Raw genomic sequence first — 23757 nt, forward strand, 5'->3', positions numbered from 1 at the left:
ATGAACAGGCTTCTACGGGCCCATAGCCCAACCGTCAACGGCCAAATGACCGAACGATGCGATTTTCGCGACAGATCAACGACACCCCAGCCAAAGGCCCTCTGACGCCTCTCAATGGGCATTTAGAACGGTCAGGGTGCGGCGCCGCCCGCGCAATTCATCCAACAAGCTCGCAGTCTCGGAGACGCAAAGCGAGGGCGCCACGGCTTGAACCGTAGCGCCCCCACCTGCCGTTCGGATCTTCATCCAGGCTGGACGAACTGCGATTGCTCGATCAGCAATCGTTGCCTTGCTGGGCCGCCGTGGGCTTGCCCTCGGCCTGCTTGGCGACATCGCTCGGTGACGTGGCCGTGTTCGAACCGGCGTTGTTCATCGCCCCAACCGTTCCGGGGGACTCGGCCTTTGCGCCCGGGCTGACGTTGCCGGTGCTGGCGCCATCGACCTTCGAGCTTTTCTCCGAGGCGGCGGATTTGCCGGCCGTGCCAGTGGCGCACGGCGCAGCGAAGACTGTGGTGGACGACAGCATCAGGAGAGCGGCAGCGCCAGCAAGCTTGGTCGAACGTAGCATGTTTTCCTCCGAAACGTTTCTTGTGAAGCTGAAACGTCGTGCTGTGTGACTGGTTCCTGAGGAAGTTCTGAGAAGAAGTGGATTTTCGTGGTGCACTGCAGTATCCGCCAGTCATTGGAGGATGGCTCGACCGCAGGGGATACGGAGAAGCGCGGTTTTCGGTGGCGGAACCTGCCGCATATTCCCTTTTACCCAAATTCGAATTTTTGACTGGGACGTTCGCCATTGGTGTCGGCCATCGTACGTCCGTCGTAAGAAGCACCTTGGATCAGTCCCCTTGCGGACGGGAGGCCAGCGTGTCCGCCTACCGGGGCTGATCCGAAGTCAGGGATCGTTCAGACAAAATATGGATAAGGCTCACCTACTCGGAATCCAGCGGACCGGATCGCCAACGTGACTGCAGCGACCTCCAAGCACTCGTTTGACACTTTGATCGGACCCGCGACCGGTCTCGATCCCATTCGCCGGCAACTTGGCGCTGCTCAGCCGAAAAGCTCCGTGCTCGGCCGAACCATAGCAAAACCCTCGCTTCACGCCGGGTTCGCACCTTCTTCGAGCAGGGATGTCGCGAACCCCGTCAAGATCGCGATCATAGCGCATCTCAAGTACCCCATCGCCCAGCCCTTCTCGGGCGGCTTGGAGATGCATACGCATTTCCTCGCAAGTGCCTTGCGGGCGCGCGGACACCACGTGACGCTCTTTGCCTCCGAGGGCTCGCAGGCGGATCTCGGCCTCGTGGCTGTCTGTGCGCCAACGGGCAGCGCCTTCGACGAGGCGTCCTCGGCTCGAATCGACCTCCTCGAGGCTCACGCCTACGACAGCATCATGGACGCGGTCGCAAAAGGCGGCTTCGATATCGTCCACAACAACAGTCTGCATCCCCTGCCGTTGCTGCGTGCCCACGAGGTCGCGGCGCCCATGGTCACGGCGCTGCACACGCCGCCCTTCGAGCCCTTCGTGCAGGGCGTGGTCGCGCGCGCGCATGACATGACGTTCGCCGCCGTTTCCAAATCCCTGGCCGAGGAGTGGTGCACTGTGCTTCCGCGCCCGCTCGTCATCGGCAACGGCATCGATCTCGAAGCCTTCGCGTTCAATGCCCAGCCGGCGGGCCCACCGCACGCCATCTGGACTGGACGCATCGTGCCCGAGAAGGGGCCGCATCTCGCCATCGATGCCGCGCGCGCTGCCGGCCTGCCTCTCGTCTTCGCGGGGCCGCAGAGTGACCCGGCCTACTGGGACAGCATGATCGCTCCGCGCCTTGGAGCGGACGTGACCTATCTCGGACACCTTTCGCATGCCGACCTCGCCCGGCGGGTCGGCGAGGCCCACGTCACCCTGTGCAGCCCCCGCTGGGAGGAGCCGTTCGGCCTCGTGGTGGCGGAATCGCTAGCATGCGGCACGCCCGTGGCGGCCTTCGGGCGCGGTGCGATTCCGGATATCCTCGACGCGTCCTGCGGCGTGCTGGCACGTGCCGACGACGTCGCCGACCTCGGCCGGGCGGTCTCCGAGGCTGTCGGGCTCGAACGTCTTGCGTGCCGTCGCCGGGCCGAGCACCTCTTCGATGCCAACGTGATGACGGATCGCTACGAGACGCTCTACCGTGCGGAAATGCGTCTCGCCGCGCCGACCGTCCTGCATGCCCACGCGCTCGGCGAGGCTTGAGCCGGTGATGCGCGATCACGGGGCCCTCGCGCGGGCCGTCGTTTGCGTGCCCGCTCGCAACGAGGCCGGCACACTGCCCCGGCTGATCCGGTCCCTCGACGCCCAGGCCGGGGCCGGTCCCGACGCGCCGTTGCGGGTCGTGGTTCTCGCCAACAACTGCACCGACGACACCGTATCGATTCTGTCGGCCCTTGCAGGCGAGGGTAGCTGCGCGAACCTGCGGTTGCGGGTCGTCGAGGCACGGATCGCGCCCCCCGACGCGCATGTCGGCACCGCCCGGCGCATGGCGTTGGAAGCCGGTGTCGTCTGGCTGCGCGAGGAAGGTGTCGAAGACGGCGTTCTCCTAAGCACCGATGCGGATGCGGTGGCCCCGACCGACTGGGCGCTTGCCAACCTGCGGGCCCTCGACGGCGCCGACCTCGTCGGTGGTCGCTTGGTGATCGATCCGGAAATCGAACGACCCGATCCGGCCCTGAGCGATCTCCATGCCCGGATCGAGCGCTACTGGAGCGGGGTGCGGGCCCTAGAGGACATCCTCGATCCGCCGTCGCACGACCCCGCGCCGCGCCACGGCGACCATGTCGCGGCGAGCCTCGCCCTGCGCGTCGATCTGTACGAATCCGTCGGCGGGCTACCAGCCATCGCCTGTGGTGAAGACAACGCACTCGTCAGCCGCGTCCGCCGCGTCGGCGGGAGGGTGCGCCACTGCCCAGCCGTGTCGATCGGGGTGTCCGATCGTGCCACCGGGCGCGTCGAGGGCGGCATGGCGACGGAAATGCTCCGTCGTGCCCGGATCGCCGAAGGCCGGGGGAGCTACCGGTTGCCGCCCGCCGCCCATTGGCGCGCGCTCATCGAGCGCCGCCGCGACTGGCGCCTCGCCTGGGAGACCGGCCCCGACTGGCCCGCTGCCCTGCGCCGGCTCGGCATTGCGGAAGGCACCATCGACGCGACGGCCGCCGAGATCGCGGCCGAACCGTGCCCCAACGCCATCGCGTTCGTCGAGCGACTCGATGCGCGGATCGGCGAGCCCGGGCCGGAGCCTGAGGCGCAGCCGCTCGACGACGTTCTCGCCGACCTCGAAACGCTTCAGCGAGAACTTGGTGCGCAACGGGCCGACGGAGCGGCGATGGCGCCGGCCGCATGAACCGGCGGCCCATCGGCTATTACGTCCACCACCAGGGCGCGGGCCACGCAACGCGGGCGCGCCTCATCGCGCGGACCCTCGCCCGGCCCTGTACCCTGCTTGGGACGTTCGACGGGGCCGACCCCGGGGTCGACTCGTTCGTCGATCTGCCCGACGATCGCATCGCCGCTGGCTTCGACGGTCGCGACAATGCGGCGACCCGGCCCATGGCCCTGCATTACGCGCCGTTGGGCGTCGATGGACTCCGCGACCGCATGGCCCGGATTGCCGCTTGGGTCGCGTCGGCCGATCCTGTTCTGATGATCGTCGACGTCTCTGCGGAAGTGGCCTTGTTCTCCAGACTTCTCTCGGTGCCGACCCTGGTGGTGCGGCTGCCCGGCGACCGCACGGACCCGCCCCATCTCGAGGCGTTTCGCAGTGCCGAACGCCTGCTCGCATTCTTTCCTCGAGCGCTCGACGGTGCAGCGAACCCCGAATGGGTCCGATCCAAGACCGCGTATGTCGGCTATTTGAGCGCCGCTCCGAAAGCGGATCCCATCGGGGAAGACGGCTCGATCGTCGTCGTCTACGGGCGCGGTGGAGCGGGTGGATCGTTCGCCGATCTCGCCGCCGCGGCCCGCGCGGTGCCGGAGCGCCAGTGGCAGGTGGTCGGCCCGGTCACCGACGAGGGCGGTGAGTGCCCGGAGAACCTCCGTCTGCACGGATGGATCCCGGATATCGGACCGTACCTCGACAGCGCGGCCCTGGTCATCGGGACCGGTGGCGATGGCGTCGTCTCGGGTGTCGTGGCACGGGGCAAGCGCTTCGTCTGCATTCCCGAGCCTCGTGCGTTCGACGAGCAGGCCGCCACCGCGCGGGCGCTTCAGGCGCATGGGGCGGCGATTCATCGGGCGGACTGGCCGCCCCCCGGGGATTGGCCGGCCTTGGTTCGGGCTGGTCTGGCACTCGATCCGGTGCTCATGACGTTACTCGACCAGCCCGACGCCCTGACGCGGGCCGCACGCCTGATCGGAGATTTCGCCGACAGGCTTGATCCGCAGGCCAGCGCACCGAAGTCCGTCGGCCCAGGCGTGGCGCCATACTCGAACGGACGACGCGCGTGACATCCCCGCTCCAGCCCAGAACCGTCGCGCGGTGCCCCCTCGACGGGGTCGCGGCGGCGGTGGGAACCGTCGGCGAACTCTGCGCCGGCCCGGGCATCGGTATCCAATTCCACGAGTTCGCCGCACCGTACGATCAGGTAGTGCAACCGCTGTGCTGGCTCGGATCTGGCGACCGCGCGACGTACGACCTCCACACCGCCTCGGTCCCCCCCATCCGGCTGTACCGCTTGGGGGGCGGTACGCTCATCTTCGGCAAGGGACTCCTTGTCCGCGACGGCACGTTGATCGAACTCGACCGCTATGGATTCCACGAACTCGGACGCTTCGACTATCCGTTCAACGCCGGGTTCCTCCAACTCGACGGAACGATGGCCCGCATCGCGCCGCCTGCGCGGGTGCGTGTCATCGACGAACCCTGCATCCTCCTCTCACAGGGCGGTGAAGCGGTTTGGGGACATTGGCTCCTGGACCTCTGGCCACGACTGATCATGGCTCTTTCGGCGCCCATGCGGGTGCGGATCATCCTCGATGCCGATGTCGCGCCATGGGTCGCGGGCATGCTGCGAAACGCGGGGATCGGTCCCGATCGCGTCATCTGGCACGACAAGGGCCGCGAGACCCTCCTCGCAGACGACGTCTACGTGCCTGGCTTCCTGCGCTGGCGCAGCGCAGTCTCGCCCTGGGTCAACTTGGCTTGGAATCTGTTCCCCGCTGCGCCCGGAGCGGGACCTCAGCGCCTTTACGTCAGCCGGACCCGAACCGGTGAGGGGTCGTCGTTGAGCAACGCCGCCGAGATCGAAGCCATGGCCGTGCGGCGCGGCTACACGTTGGTCTACCCCGAATCCCTTCCCCTCGATCGACAGGTAGCCCTGTTCGCCGGAGCGACCCACGTCGTCGGCGAGGCCGGATCGGCTCTGCACAATACAGCGTTCAGCCCTGCCGGAACACGCGTCGGCGTGATGCTGTCGCCCACTGGCTTCATTCGCATTCTGCAAGCGGGTATCGGCCATGTCCGGGCGCAGCCGACGGGCTTCGCGTTCGGAGACCCTGCCGGCGACGCCCGTCGGATCACCATGCCGGGTGCCCTCGCAACCGAGCTGCTCGATGCCATGGATGCGGTTTCCTGAATCGACGCCCCGACGAAGAATTCCCATCGCCCATCGGCACCATCGCCACACTCGCGGCGTTTGGTCGGACTTGGCCTTGACCGGTCTGGAGTTGCGGAGGCGCGGGCGTGGCGGGATCGGCTTGGATATGGGCTCTCAAGGGAGCCGGCTGGTTCCTCGTGGCTTCCACCTTCATCCCGTTCATCCGCAGCGACGCAGGGTTCATCCGGACCTTCGACTTCCCGCGCCTTCAGGTGGCGGTGGCCAGCGTCCCGATCCTCATCCTGCTCCTTATCTTTGCCCGTGACAGAACCGGGTTGGCCCTGTTCGCCGCCCTCCTCGCCTGCTTCGCCTACCAGGCCTACCGGATCTTCCCGTTCACGCCCCTGCACGCACCACAGGCCGTGGCCGCGACGGCGGCGACCTGCCGCCGCGACGCTGAGGTCTCGCTTCTGGTCGCCAACGTCCTGCAGGACAACACCGATCACCAGAGCCTGCTGCGCCTCGTGGACCGGCATGATCCAGACCTCCTGCTCGTCCTGGAGACCGATGCGCGCTGGCGTGACGCGCTCATTTCCCTCAGAGCGCGCTATCCGAGCGTCATCGAGCAGCCTCAGCCCAACACCTACGGGCTGTTGTTCTACGCCAAGCTCCCGCTCGAGAACCCGCAGGTGCGGTTCCTGCTCCAAGACGACGTGCCGTCGATCCGCACCGTCGTGGTCCTCCCGTCTGGCGAGCGCTTCACCCTGTTCGGCGTTCACCCGCGCCCGCCCCATCCGGGTCACAGCTCCGCTCCGCGGGACGCCGAGCTTGTCATGGTCGCCCGCGAGGTGCGGGATTTGGACGGGGCGGCAGTGGTGGCCGGCGACCTCAACGACGTTGCCTGGTCGCGTACCACCACCCTGTTCCAGAAGATCAGCGGCCTCCTCGATCCGCGGATCGGACGGGGCCTGTACCCGACCTTCAACGCCAAATGGCCCCTGCTGCGCTGGCCCCTCGACCACATCTTCTTCAGCGACGATTTCCTTCTCGGACGCCTGGAGCGGCTGCCGTATATCGGCTCGGACCATTTCCCGATCCTGATCTCCCTGTGCCGCACGGCGGTCGCGCCGAGGGTGCAGGACGCGCCCGAGGCGACCGCCTCGGACATGGAAGCAGGGCGCGAGGCCATCGAGGCCGTGAAGTAGGTCGCGGCGGCTTGATCTCCCCGACCACATCGGTGATGCCGAAGCCCGTCTCCCACCGATCCACGAGGACCACATGAACCTCGAAGCGTTCCTCGCCGCCGCCGGGCGCCTGCCCGTCGCCTCCCTCGACACCATTCTCGGAGAGGCGGGCTCGCAGAAGGGACTGGTGGTGGTCGCTCCCCATCCCGACGACGAGAGCCTCGGATGCGGCGGACTCATCGCGGAGGCCTGCCGCCTCGGCCGCGCCGTGCGTCTCGTCGTCGTCACCGACGGGTGCGGGTCGCACACCCACTCCGCCATGTATCCGCCCGAGCGTCTCCGGACACTGCGCGAGGACGAGACCCGCACGGCCGTGGCCGAACTCGGCCTCGCCCCGGAATATGTGCGCTTCCTGCGTCTGCCCGATGCGCATGCGCCGAGTGCCGGCCCGGAGGCGGAGGCCGCCGCCGCCGCGATTTTGGATGACGCCGCATCTTGCAACGCCGGCGCCCTGTTCGTCACCTGGGGTCACGATCCGCATTGCGACCACAAAGCCTCGGCTGCCATCGTCGCCCTGGCCCAGGTCCAGCGGCCGGCCCTGCCCGCCTATGCCTATCCGGTGTGGGGGTTCACCCTGCCGCCGGAGACCGAGGTGGGCGACCCCCCCGAGGGCTACCGCCTCGACATCGCCGCGCATCTCCCGGCGAAGGCCAGGGCGGTGGCCGCCCACCGCTCGCAGACCACCGACCTTATCGCCGACGATCCCACGGGGTTTCGCCTCGCGCCCGACATGCTGGCCAATTTCGCGGGACCGCACGAGATCTTTCTGCGAATGGGTCCGGTGGTCTCCGAGGCATCCCCATCGTGAGCGCCAGCGTCGTCACCTTGAACAAGGGCCGAGATGCCCATCTCGCCCGCCTCCTCGAAGGCTTGGCGCGCGGAACGCCACCCGCCGAATGCGTGGTGGTGGAGATGGGTGCGGAGCCCCCTCCCCTGCCGGATTACGGGTTTCCCGTCCGCCGCATCGTTCTCGGCGCCGACGGGCTCCCCCTGGCGCGGGCCCGCAACGCCGGACGGCGGGTCGCGTCGGGCGACCATCTCGTCTACCTCGACGTCGATTGCATCCCGTCCCCGGATCTCGTCGAGAGCCTCGACGACGATCTGGCCGAGGCCGATGGTTTGATCTGCTGCGAGGTCCGCTACCTCCCATTCGGGGCGGTCACGGATAGCTGGACACCGGCCGGCCTGCATGCGGCCGGACAACCGCATCCGGTCCGGGTGTTTCCCGAGGCGGGGCGGGAACCGACGAACAATCCTGGCCTGTTCTGGTCCCTTGCCTTCGGTGTGCGTACGGCCACCTTCGACCGCCTCGGGGGATTCGACGAGGCCTTCGACGGCTACGGTGCGGAGGACACCGACCTCGCTTTCCGCGCCGCTGCCGCCGGGGTGCCGGTGCTGCTGACGGCGCGCGGCGAAGCCTACCACCAGCACCACCTCGCCTGCGACCCGCCCCTTCAGCACTTCGACAGCATCGTCCGCAACGCCCGTCGCTTCCATGCCCGCCACGGCCTTTGGCCCATGGACGGCTGGCTCGACGCCTTCGCCCGCCTCGGCCACGTTTCGGCGATCTGGCGCGACGATGACCTGACTGTCCTGCGCGCGCCCTCTCACGCCGAGGTCGCGGCGGTACGGGTGGCGTCGGAGGATCCGTTCTGAAAGGCCTTCGAAGGTCCTGACGAACCGGGCCGACGTCGTTTCGCATCGGCGGCGCAGGACGGGGCAACGAACGTCATCCACCCACAAGCGTCGCCATTGTTCCGCTTCGCCGACCTGCTAGGGACGCGTTCTGCCGCGCCGTCGAACGCCGGCCGCCAGGAGACCCGTCGTGCCGTCTGCCGTTCCCAACACCGTCATCGCGATTCCAGTCCGCAACGAGGCCGAACGGATCGAGGCTTGCCTGCGGGCCATCGACGCTCAAACGGGCCTCGCACCCGGCAGCCTCGCACTCGTGCTGTTCCTCAACAACTGCACGGACGGGACGGAGGCCATCGTCGAAGCCCTGCGGCCGAGCCTGTCGCTGCCGATGCGGGTCAGCCACGTCACGTATGCGCAAGCCCATGCCGGATGGGCCCGACGCGAAGCCATGAACGCCGCCGTCGATTGGATCGGGGCGGCATCCGGCGGCGCCATTCTGTCCACGGATGCCGACAGCCGGGTCCCGCCGGATTGGGTCCTGCGCAATCTCGCCGCATTACGGGCCGGAGCCGATGCGGTCGCGGGGCGGATCGAACTCGATGCCGACGAGGCCGCGTTGCTGCCGCCCTCCCTGCATGAACGCGGCCGCCTGGAGGATGCCTACAGCGCCGTCTTGACGGAGATCGAGGCGCGGATCGACCCCGATCCCCACGACCCTTGGCCGTGCCACCGTACGACCATCGGGGCCACCCTGGCGGTGACCCGGGAAGCCTACGTGGCCGTGGGCGGCATGCCCGCCATCGCGCTCGGCGAGGACGGTGCCTTCGTCGCCGCCCTGCTGCGGCAGGGCTACCACGTGCGGCATGCCCCCGAGGTGGTGGTGACCGTGTCCGGCCGCCTCGTCGGCCGGGCGCCCGGCGGCGTCGCCGACACCATCCGGGCCCGCTGCGAGAAGCCCGAGAGCCTGTGTGACGCCCGCCTCGAGGCGGTGCCGCGCGCGGTGTTCCGCTACCTGTGCCGACGGCACCTGCGGCGGCTGCACGGCGAGGGCCGCCTTGAGGGGACGCGGCGTTGGGCGCGCTTCCTCAAGATTTCAGAGACGGATGCCGTCCGCATCGCCGCCCTGCCGCTTCCCGGCCTCGCCGTGGCCGAGGCCGAGCGGGTGAGTCCGCGCCTCGTCTACCGGCCGCTGGGGCCGTTCGAACTGCCGCACCACACTCGACTCGCCCGCCTTGCGCTGGTGCCGATCCGGGCGCTGACCCGGATCGCCAACCGCCGCGTCACCACCCCGCCGCCACGGCCCGTCGCGGTGGGGTTGGAGGCACCCTAGCGGCCCTTGAGGAACGCCTCGGCCGTACGCAGGCTCAGCGCCATGATGGTCAGGGCCGGGTTCGCCGCGAGTGAACTCGGAAAGGTCGACCCGTCGCAGATCCAGAGGTTCGGCACCTCGAAGCTGCGCCCGAACGGATCCACGACGGCCGTGTCGCCGTCCCGGCCCATGCGGCAGGTGCCGAGGGTGTGGGCCACCCGCTCCAGGACCCAGATGTCGCTGGCCCCGGCCGCTTCCCAGATCGCCTTCATGGTCCGGGTGGCGTGGGCGTTGAGACGGTGCTCGTTGGTGCCGTAACCGAAGCTGATCTGCGCCTTCGGCACCCCGAACGCGTCGACCTCACCCGACAAAGTGAGCACATTGGCATCGCACGGCAGGGTCTCGCCGTTGATCCCGATCCCCGCGAAGTGGTTGTAGCGGCCGAGGTAGTCGGTCAGGGCCCGACCCCAGAGACCGCGGCCCCGCGCCACGGAATTGCCGAAGGTCAGCGGCAGGACACCGAGGCTCTGCATGAGGTAGCCGCCCGCGAAATCGGCATCCGCTGGCCGCACCATGTCCTCGCTGATGAGGGAGGACGGATAGCCCCGGTTCATCCGGACTTCGCCGTCGAAGGTGCCCCAGACCTGCGTCGCGACGTGCCCCATGTAGTTGCGCCCGACCTGACCGCTGCCGTTGGCGAGGCCGAGATGCAGTAGGAGTCGGGGGCTCTCCACGGCACCTGCACACAGAAACACCGCGGCGCATCGTTGCCGATGGTCCGTTCCATCCTTGCGGTACGTCACGGCCGTGATGCGTCCCATCCCATCGTGCTCCGTTCCATGGACGCGGCACAGGGAACGGATCTCGGCACCGTGCGCAACGGCCAGGGGCAGGTAGGTCACGTCCATGCTGGTCTTGGCGCCGTTGCGGCAGCCCTGGTGGCAGAAGCCGCAATTGATACAGGCGTTTCGGGTCCCCCCGCCCTCCTGGGCGAAGTCCCTCGACACCACGGCCGCCGGCGCATCCGTGGCGCGAATGCCCAACCCCTCGCAGGCCCGAGCCATGATTCCGGCCGGACCATTGCGTGGAACCGGACCCAGCGGGTAGCGCCGCTCTGAATCCCACGGGTAGGCCTGCGGTCCCGAAACTCCGATGAAGCTCTCAACCCGCTCGTAGAACGGACGCAGATCCTCGTAGTCGAGCGGCCAGTCGACGCCCTCTCCGGTCTCCGTGAAGAGCTTCAGGTCACGCTGGTCCGCCCGCGGTGTGAACGCCCCCCAATGCAAGGTCGAGCCTCCGACCCCGGTACCGCTGTTGTTGGCCCCGAACGCCTCAGGCGTGGAGCCGCCGCTCAGTCGTTCGTCCGTCCAATAGATCTCGTCGGCCAGGGTTTCGTCGAAAGCGAACAGGGACGGATCGAAGTTCGGCCCCGCCTCCAGGGCGACCACCTTCAGGCCCGCCGCGGCCAGTCTGGCGAGGAGGGGGGCTCCGCCGGCGCCGGTCCCGATCACAACGGCATCGACAGCATCGTCGAGGGCGTAGCGGCGCATGGAATCGAGATTCATCGAGCCTCTCCCGCCTGGGCCACGGGTTCCCAGGATTCGCGGGCATCGATCCCGAATTCCACGAAACCGGGAAGACGCGCGGCGTCGTCTCCACCGGCGCCGATGCCGCCGAAACCCAGACGCGCCAGGGACGCGGGATGAGCGAGGTAGGTGCGCACCACGTCGCCACGCAGATCTTCGAACCACAGCTTCATTTGTGCGGCATCGAGCTCACTGCCGACGATCGGCAACTTCGCATCGGCAACGGCTGCCACCAGCGAATCCTGCACCGAACCCGGAAGGGCGAGGAAACCGACGGCATGAGCAGCGTAAGCCGCCGCATCGATGGTCCGTAGGGCGGCCGCGTATGCCTTCGGGTCGGCCGGCAATGCGGCGAAGCGCCAGCCGTCGCCCGAGCCCGACGCCAGACGTGCCTCGATGCGAGCACCGATATCCATGGCGGTCCGCCCGTCTTGCGGCAGCACACGATCGACGATCGCGCGCAGACTTGCGAGTTCGAGGGCATTCAGCACCTCTGGACGGTAGGCCGGATCGTCGGGCTCGGCCCGTGCTACGATAGCTTCCCGGAGCCGGTTGTTGACGCGCGGCGACGCGATGAGGTCTGCGTAGGAGGCGGGCACAGGCACTGCGCCAGGCGAGGCCTCGACAGGACGGACCATCTCCTCGCGGATCAGATCCGCCACGGCATGCGGCCGTTCTAGGGGAAGCAGGTGCCCGGCCCCCTGAAGTACGACGTGCCGAGCGTTGGCGAGATGAGGAATCATCAGGCAGATCTGTGCGGCCGCTCCGAGATCGCTGTCCTCCGATCCGCTCAGAACCAGAGCAGGCGTTCGTAGAACACCGATGCAGGCACACCAGTCCTCGCGGCTCCCCGCTTCGAGCCAAGCCGTCCAAGCCCCGGGATCGGCACGCAGCACATCCGCCACCGCTTGTGCCCGGTCCGAGGCCTTCAAAGGGGCGCCGACGTTCTGATCGATGAAGTCGCCCGCCTCGGCCTGCCGCGTACGCTCATCCGCAGAAATCCAGGCGATCATCGCCTGCCGCTTCTCGTCGGACATCGGCTCGGGACTCGGCGGTGAGCCTGCCAGAAGTATGAGGCCGCTAAGGCCCGCCAGACGATCGTCTCCGTCCTCCGCCCGGCGCGCCAGGGCGAGAGCCACCTTGGCGCCCATGCTATGGCCGGCGATCCACCAGCGCGCCGGCAAGAACTCGGAGATCTGCCCGGCGATGTGGTCGGCCATGGCCTCCACGGATGTGCCGGAGACGCTAGAGGCGTCGCCGAAGCCTGGGAGGTCGAACGGGATGCACGTCGCGGCCTCGCCGAGGCTCGCGGTCATCTCTCCCCATTCGCGCGAGGAGCCGCCTAAGAAGTGTAGGCAGAAAAGGGTGGTCGGTGGATCGAGGGAGGCGTGCAACATCGCATCGACATCGCCTCTTACAGCGCCGCTTCAAGCGAGCGCACCCGCGACCCCTCGCTGCACCCCAACGGTTTAATCCCGGCTTCTGGCGAAAAGTCCCCCTGCGGAGAGCGTGCGCGGCTGTCCGACGCGGAGCGGAAATTCGAAGACCGGGGTCGTGTCTCGGCGAGCGAGTTGGCTTACCTTCTCGGCCATGACGAAGAACATCGCTCCGTTGCCCGATCCACGCCCGACCCGCGAATATCCGGACGACGATCCCTACCTTTGGCTCGAGGAGGTGGATGGCGAGAACGCGTTGGCCTGGGTGGAGACCCGGAACGCCGAGACCCTCGCACTCTACGCCGACGCCTCCTTCGCCCGAGACCGCGACACGGCGCGAGATCTGATGGACCGCCCCGATCGTATCGCGATGGTGCGCCGGCGCGGTGAGCAGCTCTACAATTTCTGGAAGGACGCCGAGCATCCGCGTGGCTTGTGGCGCCGCGCGGACGAGAGCGGCTACCGCGCCGGGACCCCGGAATGGGATGTCATCCTCGATCTCGACACCCTGGCGGCCAGCGAGGGCGAAGATTGGGTCTGGGCCGGTGCCGACCTTCTTCCCGTATCGCGCGACCGGGTGCTGTTGAAGCTCAGTCGGGGCGGTGGCGACGCGACGGTCCTGCGCGAATTCGACCTCATCGAGCGGTCCTTCGTCGCGGATGGGTTCATTCTCCCCGAAGCCAAGGGCGGTGCGACGTGGCTCGACCGAGACACGCTGCTGCTGTCGAGTGCCCTGGGCGACGGCATGGCGACCCGTGCGGGCTATCCCCGGACCGTCCGCCTGTGGGCGCGCGGCACGGACCCGCTTGCCGCGCGCATTCTTTTCGAGACCGCACCGGAGAACATGGGTGTGTGGGCCGGCGTCGAGCGACCGCCGACGGGCGAGCGCATCGTCATCGCCGAGCGTACCGGCTTCTTCGATGGTTTTCTCCACCTGGCCGACCGCGAAGGCGTCGAGATCCGCCTCGATGTTCCATCGGACGCCGAGATTCACCTGCATCATGATGGGCTCGCCGTGCAGCCCCGCACGGCCTGGAGCGTCGGCGGGCGGACCTATGGACCCGATACGGTCCTGGCCATCGCCCTGTCCGACTTTCTCGCCGGAGCGCGCGACTTCACCGTGCTGTGGGAGCCGAGTGAACGGCGCGCGCTGCAGGATGTGTTCTGGTCCGGGGACCGCCTCGTCATCGGCGCACTCGATAATCTGAGCCCCCGCTTCAGCGTCTGCGAGCGAAGCGCCGCGGGTTGGACCGAAAGGCCCATACCCGGCGTGCCCGCCATCGGAACCGTCTCGGTGTGGCCCCTCGACGCCGATCCGGACGACGCGGACGGCGAACTGAGCGCCCTGATGCAGGACCCGGTGACGCCGCCGACCCTCCTGGCGATCCCACCTGCCTTGTCGACCCCGACCGTTCTGCGCACGACGCCGGCGACCTTCGATGCCGCCGGACTGCGGGTGACGCGGCACGAGGCGATCTCGGCCGACGGAACCCGAATCCCCTACGTCCAGACCGGACCGGTGGGCGAGACGGGGGATGCGCCCGTTCACCTGACGGCCTACGGCGGCTTCAAGGTCTCGATTCTGCCGACCTATCAGGCGGTTATGGGGAAGCTGTGGCTCGAGCCGGGCGGTACCTGCGTGAGCGCGAACATCCGCGGTGGCGGTGAATTCGGGACTGCGTGGCATGAAGCCGGCCGGCGCGAAGGCAAGGCGCTGGCCCATGACGATTTCGCCGCCGTCGCCGCGGATCTCGTCGCGCGCGGCGTCACCCGGCCCCACCGCATCGCCGCCGAGGGGGGATCGAACGGCGGCCTCCTCATCGCCAACATGCTGACGCGCTACCCCGAGCGCTTCGGTGCCCTGTTCTGTACCATCCCGCTCATCGACATGCGCCGCTACACCAAGCTGCTCGCCGGCGCGAGCTGGATCGCGGAGTACGGCGACCCCGACGATCCCGCGGACTGGTCGTTCCTCCAAGGCATCTCGGCCTATCATGCGGCACGCGCCGGAGAGCCCTACCCGCCGATCCTCATCGCCACGAGCCGGCGGGACGACCGGGTCCATCCGGGGCACGCCCGCAAGATGGCGGCAAAGCTCCAGGCCCTCGGCTACGGTGCCGCGTTCTACGAGCCCGCCGCCGGCGGCCACGGCTACGGCAACGACAGCACCCAGGCCGCCACCTTCATGGCGCTCGGCATAAACTTCCTGCGCCGATCCATCGGGTGGAACCCGAACCCGGTCTAAGCGGGCGGACTCCGGGCTTCCCAGCGGGAAGCCCGGGATGCGCGATCACTGACCGTCGATGCGGCTGCCGAGCAGAGCGATGGCCTTCTGGTAGACGGTGGCGGCGTTCCAGCCTTGGATCGCCGCGAAGTTCGGCTCGCCCGGCTGATAGCCGGCGCCGCGCTGCCAACCATGCGCCTTGAGGAAATTCGCCGTTGCGTTCAAGGCGTTGGGGATGCTGTCGAGGCTACCGCCCGTACCGTAGTTGAGAACGCTTTTCGGCAGGAACTGAGTGTGGCCGACCTCGCCATGGGCGGCCCCCCGGGTACCGGCCGTGAGGATGCCGCGATCGACGAGGGTGAGGGCGGCGTTGAGCTGATCGGTGAAGAAGGCCGAGCGGCGGCAATCGTAGGCGAGGGTCGCCACGGCCGACAGGGTGTTGATGTTTCCCCGGACCGCACCGAACCCCGTCTCCATGCCCCAGATCGCCAGGAGCGGACCGGCGGGCACGCCGTAGCGCTGCTCGATGGAGGCGAACAGGGCCGCGTTCTGCTGCTTGAGGGCGCGGCCGCGGGAGACGATGGCGGGGCCGCCGCGCTTGGCCAGGAACTGGTCGAGGCTGAGCTTGAAGCTCTTCTGGCCGCGATCGGCCGAGATGGTCGCCGTGGAGTAGGATGTTCCCATCAGCGCCGCGAGACTTTCCGCGCTGGCGCGGCCCCGGGCTTCGTCGGCGAATTCGCGCTTCCAGGATTCGAAGCCGGACGCCGAGTTTCCGCAGGTCGCCGCCTGGGCTTGACCGACAAAACCAAGGAGGGCGACGGCGCAGGCCGCACCGGAAAACGTCATGTACCCGCGTCTCGACATTCGACAACTCCTAAAACGACCTTGGGCTCCGACGAGCCGGTTCGGGCACCGCTCGGCCATTGGACGATGTCAACTCCAAGGCACCGGGACACCTCGACCGTTCGGATCGGGCGTTTTCTCGCGATAGTGACAGGGAAGGCTCCCCGGCACGGACCGGCGCATGCCGTTCCGGCCCCTGCGGCGTGGAACGGCGCAGGGCCGAATGGAACGGTGGCGCGCTCCGTCACACCACGGGCTGCGCCGGTCTGCGCACCGGGCGGTCAGTACATCGGCACGCCACCCGTCACCGGCACGAGGGCACCGCTCATGTAGCTGCCCTCGCGGGAGGCGAGGAGCACGTAGGCGGGGGCGAGTTCGGCCGGCTGGCCGGCGCGGCCGAGCGGCGTGTCGGCACCGAGCGACGCGATCTCGTCCGGCCCCTTCACGATGGGCTGGATCGGCGTCCAGACCGGGCCGGGGGCGACGCAGTTCACCCGGATGCCCTGGGGCGCGAGGAGGTTCGACAGGCCGATGGTCAGGCTGGCGATGGCGCCCTTGGTGGCCGCGTAGATCAGCATCGACTTCGTGGCGACCTTGGCCTGCTGGCTCGTGGAATTCACGATGGCGCCGCCCGGCTTCATGTGCGGCACGGCGGCCTGGGCGAGGTACATCATCGCGAACACGTTGGCCCGGAACGAGCCCTCGATGTCGGCCTCCGTCAGATCGTCCAGACCTTCGTTGACCACCTGGGCGGCGGCGTTGTTCACCAGGATGTCGAGGCGGCCGTACTCCGCGACCGTCCGGGCGACGAGGGCACGGCAATAGGCGGGATCGCGCAGGTCGCCCGGGACGAGGATCGCGCGGCGGCCGGACTTGCGCACCCAGGCGGCGGTGTCCTCGGCGTCGGACTGCTCGACGGGCAGGTAGGCGATGGCGACGTCGGCGCCCTCCCGGGCATACGCGATGGCGACCGCGCGGCCGATGCCGGAATCGCCGCCGGTGATGAGGGCGACCCGGTCGGTGAGGAGGCCCTTGCCGACGTAGCTCGTCTCGCCGTGGTCGGGCGCCGGGTCCATCTTCGTGGTGAGGCCGGGGCGCTCCTGCTGCTGGTCGCCGGGAAACGGCGGCCGGGGGCCGGCTTCGCGCGGGTCGGGATTGGTGCCGGGCTGCATGGTATCGGGCTGCATGATGGGTCCGGTGCTTTCCGCTGGCGGGGGCGCTTCGGACGGCCCCCTGTCGCGCGGCCATGTAGGGCGCGCCGCGCGCCGCACCCTGTGACGCAGGGACTTACGGGACGCAGGGACTTACGGGACGTAGGTACTCCCGGGACGCAGGCACACACGCGCCGCAGGGACCCGTCGAACGGAAGCACCCCGGCCGCGTTGAGACGCATGCTTGACCGTAAGAGAACCCCGGCCCGGACCCGCGACACCCGGCTGCTGCCGGGGGAGGCCGCCGACATCGCCCTCGGCGTCGGCCTCGCCACGGCCAAGGACCATCGGGCGGTCCGCACCCTCGGGAGCCTGAGCGAAGTCGGCGCCTGGGAGGTGCTGTTCGCGGTCTCGGCCGCGACCTGGGCCGTGGGCGCTGCGCGCGGCGACGCCCGGCTGGCGGCGACGGGCCGGCACATGCTCGGGGCGGGCCTCCTGGCGAGCCTGACGAAGACCACCCTCAAGCGCCTCGTCCATCGCACCCGGCCGAACGTCCTGATGGAGGAGAACACCTATGCCCGCGGCTGGCTCGGCCCCAACGACGGGCCGTGGCAATCCTTCCCGTCGGGGCATGCGGCGGTGAGCGTCGCGGTGGCGCGCGCCGTTGCCCGGGCGTGTCCGGAGGCGGGCGGCGCGGTCCAGGCGGGGGCCGGCCTCATCGTGGTGGCGCAGGTGTTGCGCGGGGCGCATTATCCGGCCGACGTGGCGGTCGGCGCCCTGATCGGGCTCGCCGCCGAGGCCGCCGTGAACCACGTCGCCGGACCCGTGACCGACGGCCCTCGACCTCCGGCGCCATCCCGGTAAGGGATTTGCCTGAGGGACTCGCCTGAGAATTTGCCCGTGCACGCGCCCGAGAAGAGGACTGGCCCATGAGAGATTTCGCCCGGCCCGGGCGTTCCCCGGTCCATGCCGGTGCGGCCGCCGTCGCGACCTCGCACCCCCTCGCCTCCCTGGTGGCCGTCGAGACCCTTCGGGCCGGGGGCAATGCCGTCGACGCCGCCATCGCGGCGGTGGCGGTGCAATGCGTCGTCGATCCGCTGATGACCGGCATCGGCGGCGACTGCTTCGCCCTGTACGCCCCGAAGGGCGCCTCCGTCCCCATCGCCCTCAACGGCTCGGGCCGCAGCCCGGCGGCGGCGCACGATGCGTGGTACCTCGAGCAAGGCGTCACCATCGAGCCCACCTCCCCCCATGCGGTGACGGTGCCGGGCGCCGTCGCCGCCTGGAGCCGCCTGCTCGCCGATCACGGCACGCGCGACCTCGCCGCGCTGCTGCGGCCGGCCATCGCCTACGCGGAGGACGGCTATCCGGTGCAGCCCCGCGTCGCCTTCGACTGGGCCCGCAACGCCGCGCGGGTCGCCGCCGATCCGGTCTCGGCCGCGCTCTTCCTGCCCGGCGGCGCGGCGCCGGAGGCGGGCGCGCGCATGCGCAACCCGCGCCTCGCCGCCACCCTGCGGCGCATCGCCGGGGACGGCGCGCGCGGTTTCTACGAAGGCCCCGTGGCCCGCGACATGGTCGACCGCCTGCAGGCGCTGGGCGGCCTCCACACCCTGGAGGATTTCGCCGCCGCCGCGCCCGAGATCGTCACCCCGATCACCACGCGCTATCGCGGCTACGACGTGTACGAATGCCCGCCGAGCGGCCAGGGCCTCGCCGTGCTGATGATGCTCAACATGCTCGGCGCCGACGACGTCGGCGCCCTGTCCGAGCTCGACCGGGTCCACCTCTTCGCCGAGGCGTGCAAGCAGGCCTACCATCACCGCGATGCCCTGTTCGCCGATCCGGTGCTCGCCGCCGTGCCGGTGGATCACCTGCTCTCGCAGGCGTGGCACGCGCGGGCGCGGGGCGCCATCAGCATGGGCCGGGCGCAAAGTCCCGTGATCTGGCCCGAGATCGCCCACACCGACACGATCTACCTCTGCGTGGTCGACCGCGACGGCAACGCCATCTCCCTCATCAACTCGATCTTCCAGCCCTTCGGCACCGGCATCACCGCGCCGGAGAGCGGCGTGCTCCTGCACAATCGCGGCCTGTCCTTCCGGGTCGAGCCCGGCCACCCCAACACCATCGGGCCGAAGAAGCGCCCGATGCACACCATCATCCCGGGCATGCTCATGCGCGACGGCCGCGCGGTGGCGCCGTTCGGCGTCATGGGCGGGCATTACCAGGCCATGGGCCACGTCGAGCTGCTCACCGGCCTCCTCGACCGCGGCCTCGACGTACAGGAGGCCTTGGACGCGCCCCGCAGCTTCGCCTACGGCGGCGGCCTCGAACTCGAGCCCGGCTTCGGCCCCGGCCTCGCGGCGGGCCTCGCCGCCCGCGGCCACACCCCGCTCGCCGCGGCCCAGCCCATCGGCGGCGGCCAGATCATCTGGATCGACCATGCCGCCGGCACCCTCACGGCGGGCTCCGACCCCCGCAAGGACGGCTGCGCGCTGGGGTATTGAACGGGGCAGCGCCGCGAAGATCGCCGCCGGGTCGATCGACGCCGTCCGGTCTCCCGCGGGGAAATCACGCGGGACCAGCGGCCGGGCGCCGGACCCGTGAGATCGCCCGCGCCCTTGAAACGGTGCCGCGCGGTCATCGCGACAACCACAACCCGGCGCACTTCAACGTCGCTCCGTGGACTGGCCACCCATCCTCGTCGGTCACCAGCACGGCGATCGTCCGGCGGTCGCCGTCGCGCGGAATTTCGTCGTGCGCGATCGACGGAAAGCGGTTATGGGCGGCCAGACGGTTTGCGGCGAATGTCCTCACAGACCGTACCGGTATCGTCGTCTTGGATATCCAAGTCTACGCGAATTTCCAATGAATTATGCAACATGACACGATTCGCCCACGACATCCAAGCATGAGAACTGGGAAGCGCTGGTATTGAAAGTGTCGAGTTTCACCGTTCGAAGCATCGTCGTACGGATCGCATGATCTGGCGGCGGTCCCGGCGTCTCACGCGTCCTGACGCGCGCCAACCCGTTCGAGGTGCAGGTAGTTGGGATTGAACAATGCCAACCGCTCCAGTCCCGGCCGATTGAGGATGGTCAACCGGCGCCCTTTCAGCGTCAGGAGTCCGCGCTGTCGCAACGTCTGCAAGGTCCGGTTGACGTGCACGGGTGTCAGGCCGGTGACCTCGGCGAGGTCCGATTGAGTCAGGGGCATGTCGTAGCTGGCGTCCTGCGTCTGCCCGATGCCGCGCAGGCGATGGAACAATTCGCAGAATAGATGGGCCAGCCGCTCCAGGGCGTCGCGTCCGCCGAGGTTGAGGATCCATTCCCGCTGGGTCCCCGCATTCACCAGCGATTCCCACCACAAGGCCCGCGTCACCTGCGGGCGTGCGGACATCATGGCCTCGAACGCCGCCGGCGCGATCTCGATCAGCGTCACGGCGGTGAGCGTGCCGATCGAGTGGTCCATCTCGGACAGCACGAAGACGTTGTGGTCACACCGGTCGCCGGGCAGAAAGAAAGCCACGATCTGGCGGCAGCCATCCGGAAGCTGCTTCTAGCGGCAGGCCCAACCCGAAAGGACCAAGCGCACGACCCGTGGGTCTTCACCCTCGCGGATGATGTCCGACCGGGGCTCGTAGTGAAGCATTCGCCCGTCGGTCAGAGCAAGAAGCGCACGGCGCTCTTCGTCGTCCAAGTGCTCGAACTGTTCCAGCTTGACGATAAGCGGATGGGTCATCGTCCGGTCCTTCGTTCCCGGGTGAGATCCGGGTGCCAAACCGAACACGATGTCGCATCTAACCTATGTGAGATCGGCTCACACCAACTTACGTTAGAAGTCCCGCCCTTTCGGATACGATCCATACGGTTTGGCCGCCGTGATCCCGCCCGCGCCTCGACCCCAGGTCCGCTTCCGCGCGTCCACCTGCACACACCGCGCGGCTTCGCGCCGGATGCAGTCGACCTGTTCCATCGCGACCAAGCCTACCTGTAGGCTTCCGCTGCGTTTCCCGGCAGGACCGCGCCATTCGCACGCGAGGGGATCGGTTCATTGCTCTGCGGTTTCGTCCTCGCCGATGCGGTCGGCGCTTCGCTCGTGGAAGTCCCGTCCACCGCGCGATCGCGGAACCGATGCGTATCGCCCCTGGCTGGCCTGAACGCACGGACTTCGCCAAGCCGCCGGACTTCACCAAGCCACACGGACAGGTCGGCGTTCGGGTGACAGCACCGAAGCGATTCGTACGGCGCGCGGACTGGCACAGCCGTCACGCGCTCGCATCGCATGGCCGCGATTGCCGTGATGCCCACTGAGTTCGCGGTTTTCCCCGCGATCGAGCGCGCGGCGACCCAACCTTCCGCGCGATCGATCCGATGGATGTCTATCGGATCACCGTGTTCGCCGAGGTGATCTCGTGTCGATCCCCCAGGACGTTACGACCCGAAGCGACCACCTGAATGACATCCTGTTCGATGGATTCACGCCGTGCGCGAAGCTCCAGATCCCTCAGATGTGAGATGAGGGCTTCTCGCACGGGACCGATCCTGGGCGATGGCCGCCCCGACTCTGCACGTCACGTCTTCCGCCAGTGCTCCAATACATCGTCGGTGCGGAAGACATGCCCGGCATCGCGATACCCGTATTCCAGACGGACGACCTCGTCGGCTGTGATCGGGGGAACATCAAGAACCGACGAGGTCGACTGGATGATCTCCAGCCCCATGAGGCTATGGAAAGCCATGATGGTCCGAAATCACCTGGGTTAGACTCCGCGCGCCAATTCACGGCTGTGGTATGCGCAACGAATGTGTTCGTGATCCGAAGTGCGGTCGAGTGGGTGAAAGTTTCCGATCGATTGCGAATACCAGAAAGATGATGGATTTCGCATTGTATAGCCCTGCGCCCCGCGAAGTACGGGTGTCGATCACGTTCGGAAACGTTTGGTCGGGGCATCACCCGTTAACCCTGCTTTCGTCTCTCCCCGGTACAAGGAGTCGGCCGCTAAAATCCGCTTTCAGCATCAACGAGTTATGTCAGTGACCATTCTTACGTCGATACGGGGCAAATTGATTGCCTGCTTCTCCGTCATGCTTGCGCTGATCTGCGCCCTGGCGGGCTTGGCCTACTTTCAGATCGAGACCATCAACCGGGCGGCGACGGAGATGCGGGCGACGCGGCTTCCGGCAACACAGGCGCTCGGCGGAATCCAGGCCGCGACCCTGCGGATCCGCGTCAACGGCAATCGCGTGCTCTCGGCGCGCACGGCGCAGCAGAAGACCGAGGCCCTGAGCGCGATCCAGCAGCGCCTGGCCGAACTCGACGGCGTCCGGTCGCGCTATGCCGGCCTGATCCAAACCCCGGCGACGCGCGACCTGTACGCGAGCTTCGAGCGCCAATGGGCGGCCTATCTCGCGCAGCAGACCGAAGGGTTCCGCCTCGCAGAGCGCGGCGACGTCGAAGCCGCGCAGGAGCAGTACAATTCCACCCTGTCCGACGCGATCCGGGCCATCGTCGCCACCCTGAACAAGCTCGTCGAGTCCGAGATGTCGGCGGCGGCCGCGAGCGGCGTCGAGGCCCAGACCGCCTACGAGACCGCGCGGACGCAGATGCTCGGCTTCCTCGTCGGCGCGGCGATCCTCGCCCTTGGCGCCGTGGTGATGCTGGTCCTGTCGATCAGCCGCCCCCTCGGCCGCATGACGGCCGCGATGGGTCGGCTCGCCGGTGGCGACGCCGCGACGGAGATCCCGGCCGTCGGGCGGCGCGACGAGATCGGCGCCATGGCGGGCGCCGTGCAGGTCTTCAAGGACAACATGCTCCGCGCCCGCGCCCTGGAAGCCGAGACCGCGCAGGCACGCCTCGATGCCGAGGCGCAGCGCAAGGCCGGCATGCGCCAGATGGCCGACGCCTTCGAGCACGCCGTCGGGGGCATCGTCGGGATGGTCTCGTCCTCGGCGACCGAGCTTCAGGCGACGGCCCAGACCATGACCGTCACGGCGTCGGAGACGGCGAACCAATCGACGACGGTCGCGGCCGCGGCCGGCGAGGCCGCCGCCAACGTCCAGACCGTGGCGGCCGCCGCCGAGGAGCTCGGCTCCTCCGTGCAGGAGATCGGGCGCCAGGTCTCCGGCTCCTCCGGCCTCGCCCAGATGGCGGTGGGCGAAGCGGACCAGACCATGCAGCTCGTCCAGGCCCTGAGCCAGGCCTCGGCCCGGATCGGCGACATGGTCGGGTTGATCGCCAACATCGCGAGCCAGACCAACCTGCTCGCCCTCAACGCCACCATCGAGGCGGCCCGCGCCGGCGAGGCCGGGCGGGGCTTCGCCGTCGTCGCCACGGAGGTGAAGGAGCTCGCCTCCCAGACCGCGCGGGCCACGGAGGAGATCGGCAGCCAGATCACCCAGATCCAGGGGGTGACGGGCCAGGCGGTGGCGGCCATCGGCTCCATCACCACGCGCATCCGCGAGATCAACGAGGTCGCCGCCTCCATCGCGGCCGCCGTCGAGGAACAGGGCGCCGCGACGCAGGAGATCGTGCGCAACGTCGCCCAGGCCTCCACGGGCACGAGCGAGGTCACGCACAACATCGCCGGCGTGGCGCGCGCCTCCGAGGAGACCGGGGCGGCGGCGAGCCAGGTGCTGTCGGCGGCCTCCGAACTCTCGCGGCAGTCCGAGCACCTCGACGCCGAGGTGGCTCGCTTCCTCGGCACCGTACGGGCCGCCTGACCCGGGCGCGACCGCGGGACGGGCGGTCCCCGGATCGATCTG

The 23757-nt window shown here is 68.7% G+C and carries 20 protein-coding genes; 12 read left to right on the forward strand and 8 right to left on the reverse strand.

Annotated elements, in window-relative coordinates; genetic code table 11:
- Positions 1-274 precede the first annotated feature (274 nt).
- The gene (locus ASF22_RS14090; RefSeq protein WP_056265454.1) at positions 275-568 is read right to left on the reverse strand and encodes a hypothetical protein; all 294 of its coding nucleotides are present in this window, start codon (positions 566-568) and stop codon (positions 275-277) included.
- Positions 569-1150: 582 nt separating this feature from the next.
- Between ASF22_RS14090 and ASF22_RS14095 the strand changes: the two genes are divergently transcribed.
- The 8 genes from ASF22_RS14095 (at position 1151) to ASF22_RS14130 (ending at position 9774) form a co-directional block, all read left to right on the forward strand.
- On the forward strand, positions 1151-2230 hold the full coding sequence (locus ASF22_RS14095) for a glycosyltransferase family 4 protein (RefSeq protein WP_056265503.1): 1080 nt from the start codon (positions 1151-1153) through the stop codon (positions 2228-2230).
- 7 nt (positions 2231-2237) lie between these two features.
- Complete coding sequence (locus ASF22_RS14100; RefSeq protein ID WP_056265506.1) at positions 2238-3374, forward strand: glycosyltransferase; 1137 nt, start codon at positions 2238-2240, stop codon at positions 3372-3374.
- The gene (locus tag ASF22_RS14105) at positions 3371-4477 is read left to right on the forward strand and encodes a glycosyltransferase (RefSeq protein ID WP_056265457.1); all 1107 of its coding nucleotides are present in this window, start codon (positions 3371-3373) and stop codon (positions 4475-4477) included. Before ASF22_RS14100 ends, ASF22_RS14105 begins: the two co-directional genes overlap by 4 nt.
- A complete protein-coding gene (locus tag ASF22_RS14110; protein WP_056265461.1) occupies positions 4474-5604 on the forward strand; it encodes a glycosyltransferase 61 family protein in 1131 nt (376 codons plus the stop codon). The genes ASF22_RS14105 and ASF22_RS14110 overlap by 4 nt, the downstream gene beginning before the upstream one ends.
- 107 nt (positions 5605-5711) lie before the next feature.
- Positions 5712-6770, forward strand: coding sequence for an endonuclease/exonuclease/phosphatase family protein (locus ASF22_RS14115; protein ID WP_056265464.1), 1059 nt, complete (start codon positions 5712-5714; stop codon positions 6768-6770).
- 73 nt (positions 6771-6843) lie between these two features.
- Positions 6844-7617, forward strand: coding sequence for a PIG-L deacetylase family protein (locus tag ASF22_RS14120; protein ID WP_056265466.1), 774 nt, complete (start codon positions 6844-6846; stop codon positions 7615-7617).
- On the forward strand, positions 7611-8465 hold the full coding sequence (locus tag ASF22_RS14125; RefSeq protein ID WP_056265509.1) for a galactosyltransferase-related protein: 855 nt from the start codon (positions 7611-7613) through the stop codon (positions 8463-8465). The genes ASF22_RS14120 and ASF22_RS14125 overlap by 7 nt, the downstream gene beginning before the upstream one ends.
- 169 nt (positions 8466-8634) lie before the next feature.
- Positions 8635-9774, forward strand: a complete 1140-nt coding sequence (locus ASF22_RS14130) for a glycosyltransferase (protein ID WP_244474291.1) — start codon at positions 8635-8637, stop codon at positions 9772-9774.
- Here ASF22_RS14130 and ASF22_RS14135 read toward each other — a convergent pair.
- Positions 9771-11318 (reverse strand): GMC family oxidoreductase, encoded by a 1548-nt coding sequence (locus ASF22_RS14135; protein WP_056265472.1) that lies wholly within the window; start codon positions 11316-11318, stop codon positions 9771-9773. The genes ASF22_RS14130 and ASF22_RS14135 overlap by 4 nt on opposite strands.
- Complete coding sequence (locus ASF22_RS14140) at positions 11315-12736, reverse strand: alpha/beta hydrolase (protein WP_056265475.1); 1422 nt, start codon at positions 12734-12736, stop codon at positions 11315-11317. The genes ASF22_RS14135 and ASF22_RS14140 overlap by 4 nt, the downstream gene beginning before the upstream one ends.
- Before the next feature lie 193 nt (positions 12737-12929).
- On the opposite strand from ASF22_RS14140, the gene ASF22_RS14145 reads away from it, so the two are divergent.
- Complete coding sequence (locus tag ASF22_RS14145; protein WP_156647733.1) at positions 12930-15020, forward strand: prolyl oligopeptidase family serine peptidase; 2091 nt, start codon at positions 12930-12932, stop codon at positions 15018-15020.
- A 45-nt stretch (positions 15021-15065) separates the two neighbouring features.
- Here the strand turns inward: ASF22_RS14145 and ASF22_RS14150 are convergent, their stop codons facing one another.
- Together ASF22_RS14150 and ASF22_RS14155 are read right to left on the reverse strand one after the other, a co-directional pair.
- A complete protein-coding gene (locus tag ASF22_RS14150) occupies positions 15066-15863 on the reverse strand; it encodes a lytic transglycosylase domain-containing protein (RefSeq protein ID WP_082479005.1) in 798 nt (265 codons plus the stop codon).
- A 260-nt stretch (positions 15864-16123) separates the two neighbouring features.
- Entirely contained in the window at positions 16124-17029 is a 906-nt protein-coding gene (locus tag ASF22_RS14155; RefSeq protein WP_280137416.1) for an SDR family oxidoreductase, read from the reverse strand.
- Positions 17030-17233: 204 nt separating this feature from the next.
- Between ASF22_RS14155 and ASF22_RS14160 the strand changes: the two genes are divergently transcribed.
- Both ASF22_RS14160 and ASF22_RS14165 read left to right on the forward strand, forming a co-directional pair.
- Positions 17234-17857, forward strand: a complete 624-nt coding sequence (locus ASF22_RS14160) for a phosphatase PAP2 family protein (protein ID WP_056265480.1) — start codon at positions 17234-17236, stop codon at positions 17855-17857.
- 65 nt (positions 17858-17922) lie between these two features.
- Positions 17923-19500: a gamma-glutamyltransferase family protein gene (locus ASF22_RS14165; protein ID WP_056265483.1), complete on the forward strand. Its 1578-nt coding sequence runs from the start codon at positions 17923-17925 to the stop codon at positions 19498-19500.
- A gap of 499 nt (positions 19501-19999) precedes the next feature.
- Here the strand turns inward: ASF22_RS14165 and ASF22_RS25320 are convergent, their stop codons facing one another.
- The 3 genes from ASF22_RS25320 to ASF22_RS23920 all read right to left on the reverse strand — a co-directional run bounded on the left by ASF22_RS25320 (position 20000) and on the right by ASF22_RS23920 (position 21734).
- Positions 20000-20476, reverse strand: coding sequence for a Crp/Fnr family transcriptional regulator (locus ASF22_RS25320; RefSeq protein WP_348271149.1), 477 nt, complete (start codon positions 20474-20476; stop codon positions 20000-20002).
- 75 nt (positions 20477-20551) lie between these two features.
- Positions 20552-20734, reverse strand: a complete 183-nt coding sequence (locus ASF22_RS25325) for a hypothetical protein (protein ID WP_348271150.1) — start codon at positions 20732-20734, stop codon at positions 20552-20554.
- Positions 20735-21566: 832 nt separating this feature from the next.
- On the reverse strand, positions 21567-21734 hold the full coding sequence (locus tag ASF22_RS23920) for a hypothetical protein (RefSeq protein WP_156647734.1): 168 nt from the start codon (positions 21732-21734) through the stop codon (positions 21567-21569).
- A 289-nt stretch (positions 21735-22023) separates the two neighbouring features.
- On the opposite strand from ASF22_RS23920, the gene ASF22_RS14175 reads away from it, so the two are divergent.
- A complete protein-coding gene (locus tag ASF22_RS14175; RefSeq protein ID WP_056265486.1) occupies positions 22024-23715 on the forward strand; it encodes a methyl-accepting chemotaxis protein in 1692 nt (563 codons plus the stop codon).
- Positions 23716-23757 lie beyond the last annotated feature (42 nt).

The organism is Methylobacterium sp. Leaf87 (genome assembly GCF_001422775.1).
Classification (GTDB): Bacteria; Pseudomonadota; Alphaproteobacteria; order Rhizobiales; family Beijerinckiaceae; genus Methylobacterium.